This window comes from Streptomyces sp. TRM70350 (assembly GCF_019219825.1).
Lineage (GTDB): Bacteria > Actinomycetota > Actinomycetes > Streptomycetales > Streptomycetaceae > Streptomyces.
In genome coordinates this window covers 113209-132123 of sequence record NZ_JAHUXH010000023.1, presented here as the reverse complement: position 1 = coordinate 132123, position 18915 = coordinate 113209, and the positions used below count along the sequence as shown (strand labels likewise).

The window sequence follows — 18915 nt, the reverse complement described above, 5'->3', positions numbered from 1 at the left end:
CAAGAACCCCGCCCGCGCGGCCGGTGCGGTCACCTTCAACGTGCTGACGACCGTGTTCACGGGTGGTGCGGGTGCCGGTGTGGCGGGTGCGGGCAAGGCCGGTGCGGTGGCGCGGGTGCTGGGTACGACGGCGAGGGCCATCGACCCGATGACGTACACAGTGCAGACATGGTCGAGGAACGCGGCACGGGTACCGACCGGGTGCGGGCTGCGGAGGCGTTGCTGAACACGGCGGATCGAGTCCAATTCGACCGGCATATCAGCTCCCTATTGCGCCAGGACCTCGTCGCGCCATGCATGCCGGTCATCAAGGCGGCGGTGGAGCGCGGCGTCACGCGGCTGGCGGAACTGGCTTTGCTGATCAGTGCTGCCCATCGCGCGGACGCCGCCTGGGCGCTGGAAGCCGCCCGTCGTCTCATCGCCATCAAGCCGGGGCAGCGCGCGCTTGAGGAACTGCACGAGGTGGTACCGGAAGCCGAGGGAGCGTGACTGCTGAAGTACCAGCAGGCCGGCCGCCTCCTTTATTGACGAGATTTTGGTTCCCTGATGATTGAGGTTCGCCGGATCAATATCGATGACCCTGGGGTCGATATGGACATGGGTCGGCGGTTGCTGTACCACGGGGAGCTCTTCACGGGCGAGGCCGAGGAATATCTGGGTGGTGCTCGTGTCTGTCTGGAGACGTATGTTGACGGCCTGCCGGATGGTCCGAGTTGGGAATGGTGTACAAGGACGGCACGCTCAGAGCTGAAGTGATAGTTCGTAGAGGGCGTGCTGTTGGTGTCGCGCGGAGGTGGCACCAGAATGATGTGCTGGCTTCCGAACGAGTGTTTTCCGAAGAAAATGGAGCTGTTCTGTCAAGCCGGGAGTGGGATGAAAACGCCCCTGCAAGTCGCCGTCGTAATCTTCCCCCCGAACGAGTCGTTGTCCCATAGCAGTTGAGGACGGGGAGAAATCGATGACACGCAGGCAGCAGCCGACAGCACGTCAGGTGCGCCTGGGTGCCGAACTGCGTAAGCTCCGTGAGGCTGCGGGACTCAAGGCGACCGAGGCTGCTGCGCTGCTCGGATCCAGCTCAACACAGATGAGCCTGATCGAGTCCGGCATGGCTGGTGTCACCGAGGATCGAGTACGGCGGCTTGCCGCCCACTACTCCTGCACCGACAACGAGTTGATCGCAGCCTTGGCCGCAATGACCACTGAACGGACGCGCGGCTGGTGGGAGGAGTACCGAGGCCTACTGCCCACGTCGTTCCTGGACCTCGCCGAGCTGCAGTACCACTCGACGTACCGGCTGGATATGGAGTTCCTCCATATCCCCGGCCTCCTCCAGACAGAGGACTACGCCCGCGCCGTCTTCTCCTATCGCGTTCCAGAACTCCGCAAAGACGACCTGGAGCTGCGCGTCAGTCACCGAATGGAGCGGAAGGTCGTCATCGGTGGCCCCCGCCCCATCCCCTACAAAGCCGTCGTCCACGAGGCGGCGTTGCGCATCAGAGTCGGTGACCGCACTGAATGGCATCCCAATGGTGTGCTCGCGTCGAAGCGAGTGTTCGCCGCGAACGGGATGACGCTCCTGGAGGACTGCGAGTGGGACGAGCACGGGCGGCCGACTCGGACCTGGCGGAGGACCTGACCGCCTTTCCCCATCCCAGACGCCATCGCCGGCCTGGTCACCATGAGCTACACCACGACAGGGGACACGACCGAATCCGGTTCACAGGCGATCGGTACGCTCCCCACCATGGGTCTGGACATCACTGTGCTGATCGCAGACCGGTCGTGGTTGGAGGAGGTTCCGCCCGGGGAGCGGCTGCAGCGGCTCAGGGATGCCTGGTACGACGACGAGACGGGGTTCTGGGACTGGGACGGCGCGGCCGCGGTAGTGGGGGACTGGAAGTGGCCGCAGGGGCCCAACAGTTCCATCTTCGCGGTGTACGAGTTCCTGCACACCAGTGGCTCGTTCAAGGCGCACTTCTGGGCCGGGCAACGCTGGGAATCCACTCGCGACCATGTTGATCCTCAGCTCCGGTCCGAACTCGGCACCTTAGTTGCGCGGGTTGATCTGGAACGGGCTGAGTGGAGAGGCGGAGCACATTGATTCCGGCTTCTTCAGCGACGGCCCCGGTTTCTACGGCGTGCTGCTCGCACGGTCACCGGACAGCGTGCGGGAACTGGCCGAGACCTGGGGGCGAATACGGCCTGGCCTCGGCGGCATGGAACGGGCCTTCACCGAGCATGCCGCACTTACCCACGGGTGGGTATGCAACTTCCCCGAGTTCAGAGGCCTCCTGGAGGAGTGGGGCCACGTCCTGAGCGAAGCTGCCCGGCGGGGCTGGTGCGTTGTGGGGCTCAGCGAATAGGGCAGAGAGCAGCATGCGAGGTGCGCCGCGACGACCAACGCAGCACACCGGGTCTATGACAGTCGACCGGGATCACGCAGCCTACCGCTCACGCCACCCGCAACCCGACCCTCGCCAACTTCCCCTCCCGGGTGACCAGAAGCTCGGGCACCTCCTCTTCGTAGAACCTCACCTGCCCGATGACCCCCGGCCACCGCGCGTGGGCAGCCAACGCCTCCAGCAGTGGGTCGAGGTCCGGCAGGAACTCCGCGTGGATCTCCTGCCGCGTGGTGAGCGACCAGTGCCCGCCGGCCCGGAGCAGTTCGCCGGTCAGGACTCCGCCGATCTTCGCGGCGGGACCGCGGCCCGCGAGCAGCGGGAACAGGTCCGGCGAGGCGTCGACCGGTTCCGGCTCGCCGAGGCCGAGGTGCCACCGCAGCGTGTCGAGGACGGCCCCCGGCACGGTGGGTGAGAGATCGAGGGCCAGTTCCACGGCGAACATGTCAGCCATGCCGGGAGTCTAGGTCCGGCGGACCCCCGGCCCGCCCGTCCCCTTCCTCAGCCTCTCCCCCTTCCCTTCCCTCCCCCCACTGTCACACCTCACCGGTACCGTCGGATCATGCCCAACCAGTCCGCCCCGGCCCCCGGCGAACGCCGACTCGCCGTCCTCGAAGGCGTCCTCGAACGGATCACGTACGCCAACGAGGAGAACGGCTACACGGTCGCCCGCGTCGACACCGGCCGAGGCGCCGGAGACCTCCTCACGGTCGTCGGCGCGCTGCTCGGCGCGCAGGTGGGGGAGTCGCTGCGGATGGAGGGGAGATGGGGCTCCCACCCGCAGTACGGCAAGCAGTTCACCGTGGAGAACTACACCACCGTCCTCCCGGCCACCGTCCAGGGCATCCGCCGCTACCTCGGTTCGGGGCTGGTCAAGGGCATCGGCCCGGTCTTCGCCGACCGCATCACCCAGCACTTCGGCCTGGACACCCTGAAGATCATCGAGGAGGAGCCGAAGCGGCTGATCGAGGTCCCCGGCCTCGGACCCAAGCGGACCAAGAAGATCGCCGACGCCTGGGAGGAGCAGAAGGCCATCAAGGAGGTCATGCTCTTCCTCCAGACCGTCGAGGTGTCCACCTCCATCGCCGTGCGCATCTACAAGAAGTACGGCGACGCCTCCATCTCCGTCGTGAAGAACCAGCCGTACCGCCTCGCCGCCGACGTCTGGGGCATCGGCTTCCTCACCGCCGACAAGATCGCCCAGTCAGTCGGCATCCCGCACGACAGTCCGGAGCGCGTCAAGGCGGGCTTGCAGTACGCCCTTTCGCAGTCGGCGGACCAGGGGCACTGCTTCCTGCCCGAGGAGCGGCTGATCGCCGACGCCGTGAAGCTGCTCCAGGTCGACACCGGGCTCGTCATCGAGTGCCTCGCCGAGCTCGCGGCGCCCCCCGAGGACGGCGACGACCCCGGTGTCGTACGAGAGAAGGTCCCCGGACCGGAGGGGGACGGCGAACCCGTCACGGCCGTCTACCTCGTCCCCTTCCACCGCGCCGAGCTCTCCCTCTCCGCCCAGCTCCTGCGCCTCCTGCGCACCGACCAGGACCGCATGCCCGGCTTCCACGACGTCGCCTGGGACAAGGCACTGGCGTGGCTGAAAAGCCGTACCGGCGCCGACCTCGCCCCCGAGCAGGAGGCCGCCGTCAGGCTGGCGCTGACGCAGAAGGTCGCCGTCCTCACCGGCGGTCCCGGTTGCGGCAAGTCGTTCACGGTGCGGTCGATCGTGGAGCTGGCCCGCGCGAAGAAGGCCAAGGTCGTCCTCGCCGCCCCGACCGGCCGTGCCGCCAAGCGGCTCGCCGAGCTCACCGGCGCCGAGGCCTCCACCGTCCACCGGCTGCTGGAACTCAAACCCGGCGGAGACGCCGCCTACGACAAGGACCGCCCCCTCGACGCCGACCTCGTGGTCGTCGACGAGGCCTCCATGCTGGACCTGCTCCTGGCCAACAAGCTCGTCAAGGCCGTACCGCCGGGCGCCCACCTGCTCTTCGTCGGCGACGTTGACCAGCTCCCCAGCGTCGGTGCGGGTGAGGTCCTACGGGACCTCCTCGCCGAGGGCAGCCCCATCCCCGCCGTCCGCCTCACCCGCGTCTTCCGGCAGGCCCAGCAGTCGGGGGTCGTGACCAACGCCCACCGGATCAATTCCGGACAGCACCCCGTCACCGACGGCATGAAGGACTTCTTCCTCTTCGTCGAGGACGACACCGAGGCCGCCGGGCGGCTCACCGTGGACGTGGCGGCCCGTCGTATTCCGGCCAGATTCGGGCTCGACCCGCGCCGGGACATCCAGGTGCTCGCCCCCATGCACCGGGGGCCCGCCGGAGCCGGCACGCTCAACGGGCTCCTCCAGCAGGCCATCACCCCGGGCCGCCCCGACGTGCCGGAGAAGCGGTTCGGCGGGCGGGTGTTCCGCGTCGGGGACAAGGTCACCCAGATCCGCAACAATTATGAGAAAGGGAAGAACGGTGTCTTCAACGGCACCGTGGGCGTGGTCACCTCGCTCGACCCGGTCGACCAGCGCCTCACGGTGCTGACGGACGAGGACGAGGAGGTGCCGTACGAATTCGACGAGCTGGACGAACTGGCCCACGCCTACGCGGTGACGATCCATCGTTCGCAGGGGAGCGAATACCCGGCGGTGGTCATCCCGGTGACCACGGGCGCCTGGATGATGCTCCAACGCAACCTGCTCTACACGGCGGTCACCCGGGCCAAGCAGCTGGTCGTCCTCGTCGGTTCACGCAAGGCGATCGGCCAGGCGGTGCGCACGGTGTCGGCGGGACGCCGCTGCACCGCCCTTGACTTCAGGCTCGCCGCGCAAAAATGATCGATCAAACGAGTCGCAAAGGTCACAGAGCACTTCCGGATGCGGAATCCACCGGGCAGGATGACAGGTTGGCGGCACTGAGTGCCGCCGATAAGCCCAATGGTCGACCCCGAGTGCACTCTCCTGAGCCAAATGGGGGATGGTAGAGACAGTCAGGGCACCTCGAAGATGAGGCACTACGTCGGTGAGGGAAGACGTGAGCGACAACTCTGTAGTACTGCGGTACGACGGCAGCGAGTACACCTACCCGGTGATCGACAGCACCGTCGGGGACAAGGGCTTCGACATCGGAAAGCTCCGGACCCAGACCGGTCTCGTGACCCTGGACAGCGGTTACGGCAACACCGCCGCCTACAAATCCGCCATCACCTATCTGGACGGCGAGGCCGGCATCCTCCGCTACCGCGGTTACCCGATCGAGCAGCTGGCCGAGCGCTCCACCTTCCTTGAGGTGGCGTACCTGCTGATCAACGGTGAGCTGCCGACCGTCGACCAGCTCACCGGCTTCAAGGACGAGATCACGCGGCACACCCTGCTGCACGAGGACGTCAAGAACTTCTACAAGGGCTTCCCCCGCGACGCCCACCCGATGGCCATGCTGTCGTCGGTCGTCTCGGCGCTGTCCACCTTCTACCAGGACAGCCACAACCCGTTCGACGAGCGGCAGCGCAACCTCTCCACCATCCGCCTGCTCGCCAAGCTCCCGACGATCGCGGCGTACGCGTACAAGAAGTCGATCGGTCACCCGTTCGTCTACCCGCGCAACGACCTCGGCTACGTCGAGAACTTCCTGCGCATGACCTTCTCGGTCCCGGCCCAGGAGTACGAGCTCGACCCGATCGTGGTCGCCGCGCTGGACAAGCTGCTGATCCTGCACGCGGACCACGAGCAGAACTGCTCGACCTCCACGGTCCGCCTGGTCGGCTCCTCGCAGGCGAACATGTTCGCCTCGATCTCCGCCGGCATCAACGCCCTGTGGGGCCCGCTGCACGGCGGCGCCAACCAGTCCGTGCTGGAGATGCTGGAGGGCATCCGCGACTCCGGCGGTGACGTCGACTCCTTCATCCGCAAGGTGAAGAACAAGGAGGACGGCGTCCGTCTGATGGGCTTCGGCCACCGGGTCTACAAGAACTTCGACCCGCGCGCCAAGATCATCAAGGCCGCCGCGCACGATGTGCTGTCCGCGCTCGGCAAGTCCGACGAACTGCTGGACATCGCGCTGAAGCTGGAGGAGCACGCGCTCTCCGACAGCTACTTCACCGAGCGCAAGCTCTACCCGAACGTCGACTTCTACACCGGTCTGATCTACCGGGCCATGGGCTTCCCGACCGAGATGTTCACGGTCCTGTTCGCCCTCGGCCGGCTGCCGGGCTGGATCGCCCAGTGGCACGAGATGATCAAGGAGCCGGGCTCCCGTATCGGCCGCCCGCGGCAGATCTACACGGGCGTCGTCGAGCGCGACTTCGTCCCGGTCGAGGAGCGCTGAGCCGCTGACTCCCGCGGCCGCCCGACGCACAGCGGGCGGCCGCACCCAGCGGTGCACGGCACCCGCAGCGCACAGCAGAAGGCGCCCCGGTGCGCCGGTCCCCCCACGGGCCGACGACCAGGGCGCCTTCCCATGTCCCGGTGCGGATTCCCCCCACGGGATCCGGCCGGGCGTCTGTGAGGACCAGCGCCTGAATCGCTGTTACTGCGGTACTGCTGCCTTGCGCTGCGGTCTGCCGGGACAGCGCACGCTGGGAGGGCCGCTCAAAGCTTCCCGGTGTACGTGTCCCGGCAACGCATCTCTGGGGAAGTCCCCCAAGACATCCCCAGATGCCAGCCGGCGCCCCCCAAGACGCCCTCTGACATCGCCAACTTAGACCTTCGAACCCCTTCGATGGTTACGTTCACATCACTGTGATCTGCGTCTCTTGCATATGTCCCGTTAGATACGCAAGAGGCCCGATACGACGAACGGGGCTCAAGCGTAAGGATGATGCGCGAGCCTTGTGAAGAGCTTATGTGAGGCTCGCGTCGGACTGAAGGGGGACCTGCCTTTTCAACGTCCGGCCTCAGCGAAATGCCCGCAGCCGCAAACTGTTCGTCACCACGAACACCGACGACAGCGCCATCGCCGCCCCCGCGATCATCGGGTTCAGCAGGCCCGCCGCGGCCAGCGGCAGCGCGGCCACGTTGTAGCCGAAGGCCCACACGAGGTTGCCCTTGATCGTCGCGAGCGTCCGGCGGGACAGCCGGATCGCGTCCGCCGCCACCCGCAGGTCCCCGCGGACGAGGGTCAGGTCGCCCGCCTCGATCGCCGCGTCGGTGCCCGTGCCCATCGCGAGCCCCAGGTCGGCGGTGGCGAGCGCGGCCGCGTCGTTGACGCCGTCGCCCACCATGGCGACCGTCCGCCCCTCGGCCCGCAGCCGCCGTACGACCTCGACCTTGTCCTCGGGCAGCACCTCGGCGATCACCTGATCGATCCCGACGGTCTCCGCCACCGCCTCGGCCACCCGCTGGTTGTCCCCGGTCAGCAGCACCGGCGTGAGCCCCAGCGCGCGCAACTCGCGCACGGCCTGCGCGCTGGTCTCCTTCACGGCGTCCGCGACCGCGAGCACCCCGCGCGCGACCCCGTCCCAGCCGACCACGACGGCCGTACGGCCGCTGCTCTCCGCCTTGTCCCGGGCGCGGGCCAAGTCCTCCGGCAGCTCCTCGAACAGGCGCCCCACGGCCACCTCGCGACCCGCCACGCGCCCGCGTGCGCCCCGCCCGGGCACGTTCTCGAACCGCTCGACCGCCGGCAGCTCCCCGACCCGCTTCTCGGCGCCGGCGGCCACGGCCCGGGCGATCGGGTGTTCGGAGGCGTGTTCGAGGGCGCCCGCGAGCCGCAGCACCTCGCGCTCGTCGGCGCCTTCGGCGACGTACACCTCCTGGAGGGTCATCCGGCCGGTGGTCACCGTTCCGGTCTTGTCCAGGACGACCGTGTCGACGCGGCGGGTGGACTCCAGTACCTCGGGACCCTTGATCAGGATGCCGAGCTGCGCGCCGCGGCCCGTGCCGACCATCAGGGCGGTCGGGGTGGCCAGGCCCAGCGCGCACGGGCAGGCGATGATCAGTACGGCGACGGCGGCCGTGAAGGCGGCGGCCGTGTCGCCGGTCGCGCCGAGCCACCCGCCGAAGGTGGCGGTCGCGAGCACCAGGACCACGGGTACGAAGATGCCCGCGACCCGGTCCGCGAGCCGCTGCACCTCGGCCTTGCCGTTCTGCGCCTCCTCGACCATCCGGGCCATCCGCGCGAGCTGGGTGTCGGCGCCGACCCGGGTGGCCTCGACGACCAGCCGGCCCCCGGCGTTGACGGTCGCCCCGGCCACCGCGTCCCCGGCCGTCACGTCCACCGGCACGGACTCGCCGGTCAGCATCGACACGTCGAGTGCGGAGGCGCCCTCCACGACCGTGCCGTCGGTGGCGATTTTCTCGCCGGGGCGTACGACGAACCGGTCGCCGACGGCCAGCTCGGTGACCGGCACGCGGACCTCGCGCCCGTCGCGCAGTACCGCCACGTCCTTCGCGCCGAGCTCCATCAGAGCCCGTAGCGCGGCACCCGCACGGCGCTTGGAGCGGGCCTCCAGATAGCGGCCGAGGAGGATGAACGCGATGACTCCGGCGGCCACTTCGAGGTAGATCATCGAGGCGCCGTCCGTGCGGGAGACGGTGAGTTCGAAGGGGTGCCGCATGCCGGGCATGCCCGCGTGCCCGAAGAACAGCGCCCACAGCGACCAGCCGAACGCGGCCAGCGTGCCCACCGAGACGAGGGTGTCCATGGTGGCCGCGGCGTGCCGGGCGTTGGTCCAGGCGGCCTTGTGGAAGGGCAGGCCGCCCCAGACGACGACGGGCGCGGCGAGGGTGAGGGACAGCCACTGCCAGTTGTCGAACTGGAGGGCGGGGATCATCGCGAGGAGGACGACGGGGGCGGCGAGGAGCGCGGAAACGATCAGGCGCTGCCGCAGGGTGGCCAGCTCGGGATCCCGGGGTGCCTGTTCCGGTTCCGGCTGCGGTGGTGCGGGCCGCTCGGCCGTGTAGCCGGTCTTCACGACGGTGTCGATCAGGTCGGCGACCCCGATCCCGGCCGGGTAGGTGATCCGCGCCTTCTCCGTCGCGTAGTTCACCGTGGCGCTGACGCCGTCCATCCGGTTGAGCTTCTTCTCGACGCGGGCCGCGCAGGAGGCGCAGGTCATCCCGCCGATCAGCAGTTCGACCTCGGAGAGCGGCGTGTCCGGCGTGTCTATGGAGGTCCGTGCTGTGGTGCTGGTCGTGGTGGTGCTGCTCATGTCCGACTCCGACTCCGACTCCGACTTCAGACGGCGGACCGGACCGTACGGGGCCGATCTGGGCGTCGGTCCTCCGGTACGGCCCGGTGCGGGGAAACGTGCTTCAGGCCCGGCCGACCAGCTCGAAGCCGGCCTCGTCGACGGCCGCGCGCACGGCCTGCTCGTCCAGGGCGGTCGCGGAGACGACCGTGACCTCGCCGCTGGTCGCGACGGCCTTCACCGAGCTGACGCCGGGCAGCTGGGAGATCTCGCCGGAGACGGCGCCTTCACAGTGTCCGCAGCTCATCCCGCTCACCTTGTAGACGGCGGTGACGGAACCCTGGGTGTCGGTCTGCGCGGTCATGTCGTTCTCCTCGTCGAGGCAGGTGGGACTGACGGGGTCCAGGAGGGTCCCCGTACATGTCCACACTATACCCCCTGGGGGTACTTATCCAGGAGGGGCCACGGCGGGGCGGCGACCGCACGTGGGCGACGCCGTCCGGCACGGCCTGCAGCACACCGGCGGGCTGATCACCGCGGCGGCGGTCGTCCCGGCGGTCGTCATGGCCGCGATCGGCGCCCCGCGTCACCAACGCCGACATGCTCGGCCCGGGGACAGCCCCGGCGGCCCTGATGGACGCGATGGTGGTCTGCGGCCTGCTGGTCCCGGCGGGGATGCGTCTGACGGGCCGCGCCCCGCGCCCGCTTCCTGTGTGCTTCCGGCTCGGCGAGGGGGAGTCGTGGTGGCGGCAGGGGACAGAACTGCGGTCGCGCGACAAGGTCGCGGCCGGAGGCTAGCGTTCCGGCAGGGCCGGGGCGGTGTGCCCCAGGGGCCGGACGAGACGAAGGCGAGGGGCGAGGGATGCGGGCTGTGGTGTTCGAGCGGTTCGGGGAGCCCGCCGACGTGCGGGAGGTGGCCGACCCGCGGCCCGCGGAGCACGGGGTGGTGGTGCGGGTCGAGGCCACGGGGCTGTGCCGCAGCGACTGGCACGGCTGGCAGGGCCATGACCCGGACATCACGCTGCCCCATGTCCCCGGTCATGAACTCGCCGGTGTCGTCGAGGCGGTGGGCGCCCGGGTGACCGGCCGGCGGCCCGGGGACTGGGTCACCGTGCCGTTCGTGTGCGCCTGCGGCACCTGCCCCTCCTGCGCCGCCGGCGACCAGCAGGTGTGCGAGCGGCAGACGCAGCCCGGGTTCACGCACTGGGGCTCGTTCGCCCAGTACGTGGCGCTGGACCACGCCGATGTGAATCTCGTCGCCGTGCCGGACGACATGAGCTTCGCGACGGCGGCCTCGCTGGGGTGCCGGTTCGCCACGGCGTTCCGGGCGGTCGTGCAGCAGGGCCGGGTGGCGGCGGGCGAGTGGGTCGCGGTGCACGGGTGCGGGGGAGTGGGCCTGTCGGCGGTGATGATCGCGGCGGCGTCGGGGGCCAGGGTCGTCGCCGTCGACGTCTCGGCGCGGGCACTGGAGCTGGCACGGAAGTTCGGGGCGGCGCAGTGCGTGGACGCCGCCCGCACCGAGGACACGGCGGCCGCCATCCGGGACCTCACCGGCGGTGGCGCCCACCTCTCCCTCGACGCCCTCGGGTCCCCCGCCACCTGCGCCGCCTCCGTCAACGGCCTGCGCCGTCGCGGCCGGCACGTCCAGGTGGGCCTGCTCCCCTCATCCACGGGCACCACGCCCGTCCCCATGGCCCGCGCGGTCGCCCTGGAGCTGGAACTGCTCGGCAGCCACGGCATGGCGGCCCACGCCTACCCGCCGATGCTGGAGGCGGTCCGGGCGGGCACCCTGCGCCCCGACCTGCTGGTGACCGCGACCATCCCGCTGGACGCGGCCCCGGCCGCACTCGCGGCGCTCGGCAGCGCGCCGGGGGCGGGGGTGACGGTCATCGAGCCGTGGAGCTGATGCCGAGTCCGGGAGATCCTCAGCCGGTCCTGGGTGGACGGGCCCGGTCCCGGGGGACCTCGACGTGGCCGCGGTGGGCGGCCCACTCCCGGTCGAGGACGGCCATCACCACCTCGTCCACCCACTGCCCCTCCCGCCAGGCGGACTCCCGCCGTACGCCTTCGACCACGAAACCGACCTTCTGGTAGACGCGCAGGGCGCGGTGGTTGTCGCCGTAGGCCTCCAACTGGACGCGGTGCAGCCCGAGTTGCTCGAAGCCGTGGCCGACGATCAGCCGGGTGGCCTCCGTGCCGAGGCCCCGGCCGCGGCCGCGCGGGCCGATGAGGGTGCGGAAGTTGCAGCTGCGGGCGTGGGGGTCCCACTCGTTGAGGACGACCTCACCGACGACTTCACCGGTGTCACGGTCGGTGACGGCGAGGTCGAGCCGGTCGGGCTGCTCGGACCGGGAGCCGTACCAGGAGCGCAGGCCCGGCAGGGTGAGTTCGGTGGACGGGTCGAAGGTGAAGCGGATGACCTCGGGATCGCCCAGGATCTCCCAGATCGCCTCCGCGTCGGCCTCCGTGAACGGCCGCAGTACGGTCCTGACGCCGGTGAGCACCGGCTTGTCCGAGAAACTCATGCGCACGACTGTGCCCCACGCGCACGTGGGGCACCAACGGAAATTTCACCGACGGGCGGGTCAGTCCTCTTCTCGGCCGCGTCGGCCGCGATTGCCGGGCCGGGAGGCGACCCAGGCGCGGACGGTGTCCGCGTACCAGTAGGGCTTGCCGCCCTCCACATGGTCGGGCGGGGGCAGCAGCCCGTGCTTGCGGTACGACCGCACGGTGTCCGGCTGCACCCTGATGTGCGCCGCGATCTCCTTGTACGACCAGAGCCTTCGGTCGGTCATGAGTGCACCTCCCTGCGCGTGCCGCGGCGGCGGCCGGGGGCGGCCGTCCGGGGGAGCCGGGCGCTGCGCTGGCGATCAATCACCAAGCCTGTGCCCGCTCAACGACGGAGAGTGACGACAGGGAAGTGCCTGTGGAACTGATGTGACGTGGGTCGCGCACCTGGGACATGCGTGACAGAGCGGTGGCTTTTGTGACTGAGGTGAAGCAAAGCCGCCCGTCGGCGGATCGGGCGGGTGCGTTGACATAGGCGCGTCGGCGCGTCACCCCGCGCCACTTCCCGCCACTTACCTCCCCTGGTCCGAATGTCTGGACAAACTATTGACAGGCCTCACGCCCGGAGACTAGAAACCCTCAGAGAGCCGCCGACGAAGGCGCGCCGGGAACGCGAAGGGATCTCGATGGCGTACGACCTGATCACCATGGGGCGGATCGGCGTGGACCTCTACCCGCTGCAGACCGGCGTCCCGCTCCCACAGGTGACGTCCTTCGGCAAGTTCCTCGGCGGATCCGCGACCAACGTCGCCGTCGCCGCCGCCCGCCTGGGCCGCCGTACCGCGGTGATCACCCGCACCGGCGACGATCCGTTCGGCACCTATCTCCACGAGGCGCTGCGCGGCTTCGGTGTCGACGACCGCTGGGTCACGCCCGTGCCCGGACTGCCGACCCCGGTCACCTTCTGCGAGGTCTTCCCGCCGGACGACTTCCCGCTGTACTTCTACCGGCAGCCCAAGGCCCCCGACCTGGAGATCGACGCCCACGAGCTGGACCTCGACGCCATCCGCGCGGCCAGCATCTTCTGGGTCACCGGCACCGGCCTGAGCGAGGAGCCCAGCCGTACGGCGACCCTCGCGGCCCTCGCCCACCGCAACAAGTCCGGCACCACGGTGTTCGACCTCGACTGGCGCCCCATGTTCTGGACCGACCCGGACGCGGCCCGCCCCTTCTACGCCGAGGCCCTGAGGCACACCACCGTCGCCGTCGGCAACCTCGACGAGGTGGAGGTCGCCACCGGCGTCCGCGAACCGCACGCCGCGGCGGCCGCGCTCCTCGACGCCGGAGTGTCCGTCGCCGTCGTCAAGCAGGGCCCCAAGGGTGTCCTCGCCGTCAGCAGCGCGGGCGAGTCCGTCGAGGTCCCGCCGCTGCCGGTCGACGTCCTCAACGGCCTCGGCGCCGGTGACGCCTTCGGCGGCTCCCTCTGCCACGGCCTGCTGGCCGGCTGGGACCTGGAGAAGACCATGCGGCACGCCAACGCCGCCGGCGCCATCGTCGCCTCCCGCCTGGAGTGCTCCTCCGCGATGCCCACCCAGACCGAGGTGGAGGCGGCCCTCAGCGCAGGCGCCGTACGCCCACCACAAGCCGCCGACCCGGCCCCCACCTCACCGGACACCGCAGCCTCCGCAGACCCGTCGGCCCCCGCCCACACCCCGGGAGCCCCCCAGTGACCGTCGACATCGCCGACCTCGTCCGCACCCGCACCCACCGTCCCGAGGCGATCGCCGAGGCCGCCGTCCATCGGGTCCGGCGGCCGCTGCTGGGCGCGAACGGTCGCCTCATGATCGTCGCCGCCGACCACCCGGCCCGCGGCGCGCTCGGTGTGGGCGAACGCAAGATGGCCATGGCCAACCGCGCCGACCTGCTCGAACGCCTCTGCCTGGCGCTCAGCCGCCCCGGCGTCGACGGCGTCCTCGCCACCGCCGACATACTCGACGACCTGCTGCTGCTCGGCGCCCTCGACGACAAGGTCGTCATGGGCTCGATGAACCGCGGCGGCCTCCAGGGCGCCCGCTTCGAACTCGACGACCGCTTCACCGGCCACCGCCCGGAGGACATCGAGCGCCTTGGTTTCGACGCCGGAAAGCTGCTGCTGCGCATCGACTACGACGACCCGGGCTCCCTGACCACCCTGGAGTCCACCGCCCGGGCCATCGACGACATGGCGGCGCGCCGGCTGCCCGTCTTCGTCGAGCCGTTCATCAGCCGCCGGGACGCCGACGGGCGGCTGCGCAACGACCTGTCCGCCGACGCCGTCACCCGGTCCATCGCCATCGCCTCGGGGCTGGGCGGCAGTTCGGCGTACACCTGGCTGAAGGTCCCCGTCACCGAGAACCCCGACGACATGGCCCGGGTCATGGAGACCACGACCCTGCCCGCCGTGCTGCTCGGCGGCGATGTCGGAGGGGATCAGGACAGCGCGTACGAGAAGTGGCGCGGCGCCCTCCAGCTCCCCACCGTGCGGGGCCTGGTGGTCGGCCGGTCGCTGCTGTACCCGGTGGACGGCGATGTGGCCGCCGCCGTGGACACCGCCGTAGGACTGCTGTGAGGGCCGCATGAGCAACGAGTTGTACGTCCCGAAGGGCACCACCGCCGACGCGTACCACGCGCTCGACATCGACCCCGAACGGGCCGGCTGGACCCACAGCAGCCTGCGGATCGTCGAGCTGGAGGCGGGCGGCACGCACACCTTCACCGCCGGGGACAGCGAGTGGATCGTGCTGCCCCTGCAAGGTGGCTGCACCGTGCGAGTGGTCGACGTGGAGTTCGAACTGCTGGGCCGGGAAAGCGTCTTCGCCGGAGTCTCCGACTTCGCGTACGTGCCCCGTGACGCCCAGGCACAGATCACCTCCGGCGCGGGAGGCCGCTTCGCCCTGGCAGGAGCGAAGTGCGAGCGACGACTCCCCGCCCGCTACGGCCCCGCGCCGGAGGTGTCCGTCGAGCGGCGCGGCAGCGGCACCTGCACCCGCCACGTCCGCAACTTCGCCTCCGCCGACGCCTTCGAGTGCGACAGGCTCATCGCCGTCGAGGTGATCACCCCCGGCGGCAACTGGTCCTCGTATCCGCCGCACAAGCACGACGAGCACCGGCCGGGCGAGGAGTCGGAGCTGGAGGAGATCTACTACTTCGAGATCGACGGCCCGAACGGCTTCGGCTACCAGCGTGTGTTCCCCTCACGCGAGGGCGGCGCCGACGTGCTCGCCGAGGTCCGCACCGGCGACGCCGTCCTCGTCCCCGACGGCTGGCACGGGCCGTCCATCGCCCAGCCCGGCCACGACATGTACTACCTGAACGTCATGGCGGGACCGGGCCGGACCCGGGAGTGGCGGATCTGCTTCCACCCCGACCACGTAGAAAGCACAGGGGGTTACCGATGACCACCAGGCTCACGGTCGCACAGGCGCTCGTACGCTTCCTCTCCGCCCAGTACACCGAGCGGGACGGCATCCGGCAGCGGCTCATCGGCGCCACCTGGGGCATCTTCGGCCACGGCAACGTCGCCGGAATCGGCCAGGCGCTGGTCGAGTACGCGGACGTCATGCCGTACCTCCAGGGCCGCAACGAACAGGCCATGGTGCACGCGGCGGTCGGCTACGCCCGCCAGTCCAACCGCCTTTCCACGCACGCCGTGACCACCTCCATCGGCCCCGGCGCGACGAACCTGGTCACCGGCGCCGCCCTCGCGACCATCAACCACCTGCCGGTCCTGCTGCTGCCCGGCGACATCTTCGCCACCCGCCCCGCCGACCCGGTCCTGCAGCAGCTCGAAGTGCCGTACGCGGGCGATGTGTCGGTCAACGACAGCCTGCGCCCGGTCTCCCGGTACTTCGACCGCGTCACCCGCCCGGAGGCCCTGATCCCGGCGGCGCTGCAGGCCATGCGCGTGCTCACCGACCCGGTGGAGACGGGCGCGGTCACGCTCGCGCTGCCGCAGGACGTGCAGGCCGAGGCGTACGACTGGCCGGAGGACTTCTTCGCCGAACGCACCTGGGTGGTACGCCGCCCGGGCGCCGATCCGACCGAACTCGCCGAGGCCGTGACCACGATCAGGGCCGCCCGGCGGCCACTGCTGATCGCCGGCGGCGGCGTCCACCACAGCCGCGCCGAGGGCGCCCTCGCCGAGTTCGCCGAGGCCACCGGCATCCCGGTCGCCTCCACCCAGGCGGGCAAGGGCTCGCTGCCGTACGACCACCCCCAGGACGTCGGCGGCATCGGCCACACCGGCACCGCGACCGCCGACGAACTGGCCCGCACGGCCGACCTGGTGATCGGCGTGGGCACGCGCTACACCGACTTCACCACCGCCTCCGGCACGCTCTTCGCGAACCCGGACGTCCGTTTCCTCAACCTCAACATCGCCGCCTACGACGGCCACAAGCTCGCCGGATCCCCCCTGATCGCGGACGCGCGCAGCGGCCTGGAGGAGCTGACCGAGGCCCTGGAACTGCACGACCACCGGGTGCCGGACGCGTACCGGACGGAGTACACCGAGGACAAGGAGCGCTGGGAGCAGCGCGTCGACGCCGCCTACGCGGCCACCGAGCCGGACGTACGCCCGACGCAGCCGCAGGTGCTGGGCGCCCTGGACGCGCTGGCCGACGAGTCGGACATCATCATCAACGCGGCCGGGTCGCTCCCCGGTGACCTGCACAAGATGTGGCGGGCCCGGTCGTTCGACCAGTACCACCTGGAGTACGGCTACTCCTGCATGGGCTACGAGATCCCGGCCGCGATCGGTGTGAAGATTGCCGCCCCGGACCGGCCGGTGTGGGCGCTGGTCGGCGACGGCACGTATCTGATGATGCCGACGGAGATCGTGACCGCCGTGCAGGAGGGCATCGCGATCAAGGTGCTGCTGGTGCAGAACCACGGATACGCGTCCATCGGCGGCCTCTCCGAGGAAACCGGCGCGGAGCGTTTCGGCACCGCCTACCGCTACCGCGCGGGCGACGGCACGTTCTCCGGCGCCCCGCTCCCGGTGGACCTGGCCGCCAACGCCGAGAGCCTCGGTATGCGGGTGCTGCGCGCCCGCACCGTGGGCGAGCTGCGCTCGGCGCTCGCCGAGGCGCGGGCCTCCGACCTTCCCACATGTGTCTACATCGAGACCGAAACGGCAGACACAGTGTCGGGCGCGCCCGAAGCGCAGGCCTGGTGGGATGTTCCTGTGGCCGAGACCGCGACGCGACCGTCCGCGGTGAAGGCCCGTGAGCTGTACGAACGGCACGTCTCGACCCGACGCCGCCATCTGTGAAGGAGTAACTGGTCATGACGAAGATCGTCAACCACTGGATCGGCGGTAAGACCGTCGAAGGCGCGTCGGGCACGTTCGGTCCGGTCACGGACCCGGCGACCGGCGCGGTCACCACGAAGGTCGCGTTCGCCTCGGTCGACGAGGTGGACGCGGCAGTAGCGGCGGCGAAGGAAGCCTTTACGAGCTGGGGCCAGTCCTCGCTGGCCCAGCGCACCTCGATCCTGTTCCGCTTCCGCGCCCTGCTGGACGCGCACCGCGACGAGATCGCCGAGTTGATCACCGCCGAGCACGGCAAGGTGCACTCCGACGCCCTCGGCGAGGTGGCGCGCGGCCTGGAGATCGTCGACCTGGCCTGCGGCATCAACGTCCAGCTGAAGGGCGAGCTGTCGACGCAGGTGGCGAACCGGGTCGACGTGGCCGCGCTCCGCCAGCCGCTCGGCGTCGTCGCGGGCATCACGCCGTTCAACTTCCCGGCGATGGTGCCGATGTGGATGTTCCCGCTGGCCATCGCCTGCGGCAACACCTTCGTGCTGAAGCCGTCCGAGAAGGACCCCTCGGCCTCCGTCCGGCTGGCCGAGCTGCTGGCCGAGGCGGGCCTGCCGGACGGCGTCTTCAACGTCGTGCACGGCGACAAGGTGGCCGTCGACCGGCTCCTGGAGCACCCCGACGTCAAGGCGGTGTCCTTCGTCGGCTCCACCCCGATCGCCCGCTACATCCACACCACCGCCTCCGCCAACGGCAAGCGCGTGCAGGCCCTCGGCGGCGCCAAGAACCACATGCTGGTACTGCCCGACGCCGACCTGGACGCGGCGGCCGACGCGGCGGTCTCGGCGGCGTACGGCTCGGCGGGCGAGCGCTGCATGGCCATCTCGGCCGTGGTGGCGGTCGGTGCGGTCGGCGACGAGCTGGTGGAGAAGATCCGCGAGCGCGCCGAGAAGATCAAGATCGGCCCCGGCAGCGACCCGGCGTCCGAGATGGGCCCGCTGATCACCAAGGCGCACCGCGACAAGGTGGCCTCCTACGTCGAGGGCGCGGCGGCCGAGGGCTGCGAGGTCGTGCTCGACGGCACCGGTTACACCGTCGACGGCTTCGAGGACGGCCACTGGATCGGCATCTCCCTGCTCGACAAGGTGCCGACCAGCGCGAAGGCCTACCAGGACGAGATCTTCGGCCCGGTGCTGTGCGTGCTGCGCGCGGAGACGTACGAGGAGGGCCTCGCGCTGATCAACGCCTCCCCGTTCGGCAACGGCACCGCGATCTTCACACGGGATGGCGGCGCCGCCCGCCGCTTCCAGCTGGAGGTCGAGGCCGGCATGGTCGGCGTGAACGTCCCGATCCCGGTCCCCGTCGGCTACCACTCGTTCGGCGGCTGGAAGGACTCCCTCTTCGGCGACCACCACATCTACGGCAACGACGGCACGCACTTCTACACCCGCGGCAAGGTCGTCACCACCCGCTGGCCCGACCCGGCCGACGCCCCGGCGGGCGTGGACCTGGGCTTCCCGCGCAACCACTGACCCAGCGGCCCCCGCGTACCGCGGGCGCGGTACGCGGGGGCGGCGCGGTACTCCCGTGGGAGGGCCCGGG

General features: G+C 70.3%; 16 protein-coding genes and 2 pseudogenes. 13 read left to right on the top strand and 5 right to left on the bottom strand.

Translation table 11 applies throughout. The features are described from left to right. From KWI83_RS28060 to KWI83_RS39090, 4 genes and pseudogenes are all read left to right on the top strand, one after another. A partial coding sequence (locus tag KWI83_RS28060) for a hypothetical protein (protein ID WP_218517188.1) occupies window positions 1-226 on the top strand: 226 nt, incomplete at its 5' end. Then, the gene (locus tag KWI83_RS28055) at window positions 169-489 is read left to right on the top strand and encodes a hypothetical protein (protein ID WP_218517178.1); all 321 of its coding nucleotides are present in this window, start codon (window positions 169-171) and stop codon (window positions 487-489) included. The genes KWI83_RS28060 and KWI83_RS28055, both read left to right, overlap by 58 nt. Window positions 490-958: 469 nt before the next feature. Further along, a pseudogene (locus tag KWI83_RS28050) lies at window positions 959-1510 on the top strand (Scr1 family TA system antitoxin-like transcriptional regulator); the annotation flags it as partial. Between the two features lie 168 nt (window positions 1511-1678). Next, on the top strand, window positions 1679-2101 hold the full coding sequence (locus tag KWI83_RS39090; RefSeq protein WP_256362906.1) for a hypothetical protein: 423 nt from the start codon (window positions 1679-1681) through the stop codon (window positions 2099-2101). Window positions 2102-2451: 350 nt separating this feature from the next. Here the strand turns inward: KWI83_RS39090 and KWI83_RS28040 are convergent, their stop codons facing one another. Then, entirely contained in the window at window positions 2452-2853 is a 402-nt protein-coding gene (locus tag KWI83_RS28040) for a hypothetical protein (protein WP_218517176.1), read from the bottom strand. Between the two features lie 108 nt (window positions 2854-2961). On the opposite strand from KWI83_RS28040, the gene KWI83_RS28035 reads away from it, so the two are divergent. Together KWI83_RS28035 and KWI83_RS28030 are read left to right on the top strand one after the other, a co-directional pair. Next, on the top strand, window positions 2962-5220 hold the full coding sequence (locus KWI83_RS28035) for an ATP-dependent RecD-like DNA helicase (RefSeq protein WP_218517175.1): 2259 nt from the start codon (window positions 2962-2964) through the stop codon (window positions 5218-5220). Window positions 5221-5416: 196 nt separating this feature from the next. Beyond that, window positions 5417-6706: a citrate synthase gene (locus KWI83_RS28030; RefSeq protein ID WP_218517174.1), complete on the top strand. Its 1290-nt coding sequence runs from the start codon at window positions 5417-5419 to the stop codon at window positions 6704-6706. 568 nt (window positions 6707-7274) lie between these two features. On the opposite strand, the gene KWI83_RS28025 is transcribed toward KWI83_RS28030, so the two are convergent. After that, complete coding sequence (locus KWI83_RS28025) at window positions 7275-9530, bottom strand: cation-translocating P-type ATPase (RefSeq protein ID WP_218517173.1); 2256 nt, start codon at window positions 9528-9530, stop codon at window positions 7275-7277. Between the two features lie 103 nt (window positions 9531-9633). After that, on the bottom strand, window positions 9634-9873 hold the full coding sequence (locus tag KWI83_RS28020) for a heavy-metal-associated domain-containing protein (RefSeq protein ID WP_218517172.1): 240 nt from the start codon (window positions 9871-9873) through the stop codon (window positions 9634-9636). A 130-nt stretch (window positions 9874-10003) separates the two neighbouring features. Here KWI83_RS28020 and KWI83_RS28015 point away from each other — a divergent pair. Next, window positions 10004-10307: pseudogene (locus KWI83_RS28015) on the top strand (MMPL family transporter); the annotation flags it as partial. Window positions 10308-10371: 64 nt separating this feature from the next. Beyond that, window positions 10372-11415: a zinc-dependent alcohol dehydrogenase family protein gene (locus KWI83_RS28010; protein ID WP_218517171.1), complete on the top strand. Its 1044-nt coding sequence runs from the start codon at window positions 10372-10374 to the stop codon at window positions 11413-11415. Window positions 11416-11434: 19 nt separating this feature from the next. Here the strand turns inward: KWI83_RS28010 and KWI83_RS28005 are convergent, their stop codons facing one another. Next, window positions 11435-12034 (bottom strand): GNAT family N-acetyltransferase, encoded by a 600-nt coding sequence (locus KWI83_RS28005; protein ID WP_218517170.1) that lies wholly within the window; start codon window positions 12032-12034, stop codon window positions 11435-11437. Between the two features lie 60 nt (window positions 12035-12094). After that, on the bottom strand, window positions 12095-12304 hold the full coding sequence (locus tag KWI83_RS28000) for an AlpA family transcriptional regulator (protein WP_218517169.1): 210 nt from the start codon (window positions 12302-12304) through the stop codon (window positions 12095-12097). A 399-nt stretch (window positions 12305-12703) separates the two neighbouring features. On the opposite strand from KWI83_RS28000, the gene iolC reads away from it, so the two are divergent. Genes iolC through mmsA form a run of 5 tightly spaced genes read left to right on the top strand, consistent with a single transcriptional unit; the run spans window position 12704 to window position 18845 of the window. Continuing rightward, window positions 12704-13747, top strand: coding sequence for a 5-dehydro-2-deoxygluconokinase (iolC, locus tag KWI83_RS27995; RefSeq protein WP_218517168.1), 1044 nt, complete (start codon window positions 12704-12706; stop codon window positions 13745-13747). Next, on the top strand, window positions 13744-14625 hold the full coding sequence (locus KWI83_RS27990; protein WP_218517167.1) for a deoxyribose-phosphate aldolase: 882 nt from the start codon (window positions 13744-13746) through the stop codon (window positions 14623-14625). Before iolC ends, KWI83_RS27990 begins: the two co-directional genes overlap by 4 nt. Window positions 14626-14632: 7 nt before the next feature. After that, window positions 14633-15454: a 5-deoxy-glucuronate isomerase gene (gene iolB, locus KWI83_RS27985; protein WP_218517166.1), complete on the top strand. Its 822-nt coding sequence runs from the start codon at window positions 14633-14635 to the stop codon at window positions 15452-15454. Next, window positions 15451-17328, top strand: a complete 1878-nt coding sequence (gene iolD, locus KWI83_RS27980) for a 3D-(3,5/4)-trihydroxycyclohexane-1,2-dione acylhydrolase (decyclizing) (protein ID WP_218517165.1) — start codon at window positions 15451-15453, stop codon at window positions 17326-17328. The genes iolB and iolD overlap by 4 nt, the downstream gene beginning before the upstream one ends. A 14-nt stretch (window positions 17329-17342) precedes the next feature. Beyond that, the gene (mmsA, locus tag KWI83_RS27975; RefSeq protein ID WP_218517164.1) at window positions 17343-18845 is read left to right on the top strand and encodes a CoA-acylating methylmalonate-semialdehyde dehydrogenase; all 1503 of its coding nucleotides are present in this window, start codon (window positions 17343-17345) and stop codon (window positions 18843-18845) included. Window positions 18846-18915: the final 70 nt, after the last annotated feature.

Excerpts from the sequence above, each read along its gene's own strand:
- KWI83_RS28055 (WP_218517178.1), top strand. The coding sequence starts at position 169 with ATGGTCGAGGAACGCGGCACGGGTACCGACCGGGTGCGGGCTGCGGAG.
- KWI83_RS39090 (WP_256362906.1), top strand. The coding sequence starts at position 1,679 with ATGAGCTACACCACGACAGGGGACACGACCGAATCCGGTTCACAGGCG.
- KWI83_RS28040 (WP_218517176.1), bottom strand. The coding sequence starts at position 2,853 with ATGGCTGACATGTTCGCCGTGGAACTGGCCCTCGATCTCTCACCCACC.
- KWI83_RS28035 (WP_218517175.1), top strand. The coding sequence starts at position 2,962 with ATGCCCAACCAGTCCGCCCCGGCCCCCGGCGAACGCCGACTCGCCGTC.
- KWI83_RS28025 (WP_218517173.1), bottom strand. The coding sequence starts at position 9,530 with ATGAGCAGCACCACCACGACCAGCACCACAGCACGGACCTCCATAGAC.
- KWI83_RS28020 (WP_218517172.1), bottom strand. The coding sequence starts at position 9,873 with ATGACCGCGCAGACCGACACCCAGGGTTCCGTCACCGCCGTCTACAAG.
- KWI83_RS28010 (WP_218517171.1), top strand. The coding sequence starts at position 10,372 with ATGCGGGCTGTGGTGTTCGAGCGGTTCGGGGAGCCCGCCGACGTGCGG.
- KWI83_RS28005 (WP_218517170.1), bottom strand. The coding sequence starts at position 12,034 with ATGAGTTTCTCGGACAAGCCGGTGCTCACCGGCGTCAGGACCGTACTG.
- KWI83_RS28000 (WP_218517169.1), bottom strand. The coding sequence starts at position 12,304 with ATGACCGACCGAAGGCTCTGGTCGTACAAGGAGATCGCGGCGCACATC.
- iolC (WP_218517168.1), top strand. The coding sequence starts at position 12,704 with ATGGCGTACGACCTGATCACCATGGGGCGGATCGGCGTGGACCTCTAC.
- iolB (WP_218517166.1), top strand. The coding sequence starts at position 14,633 with ATGAGCAACGAGTTGTACGTCCCGAAGGGCACCACCGCCGACGCGTAC.
- iolD (WP_218517165.1), top strand. The coding sequence starts at position 15,451 with ATGACCACCAGGCTCACGGTCGCACAGGCGCTCGTACGCTTCCTCTCC.
- mmsA (WP_218517164.1), top strand. The coding sequence starts at position 17,343 with ATGACGAAGATCGTCAACCACTGGATCGGCGGTAAGACCGTCGAAGGC.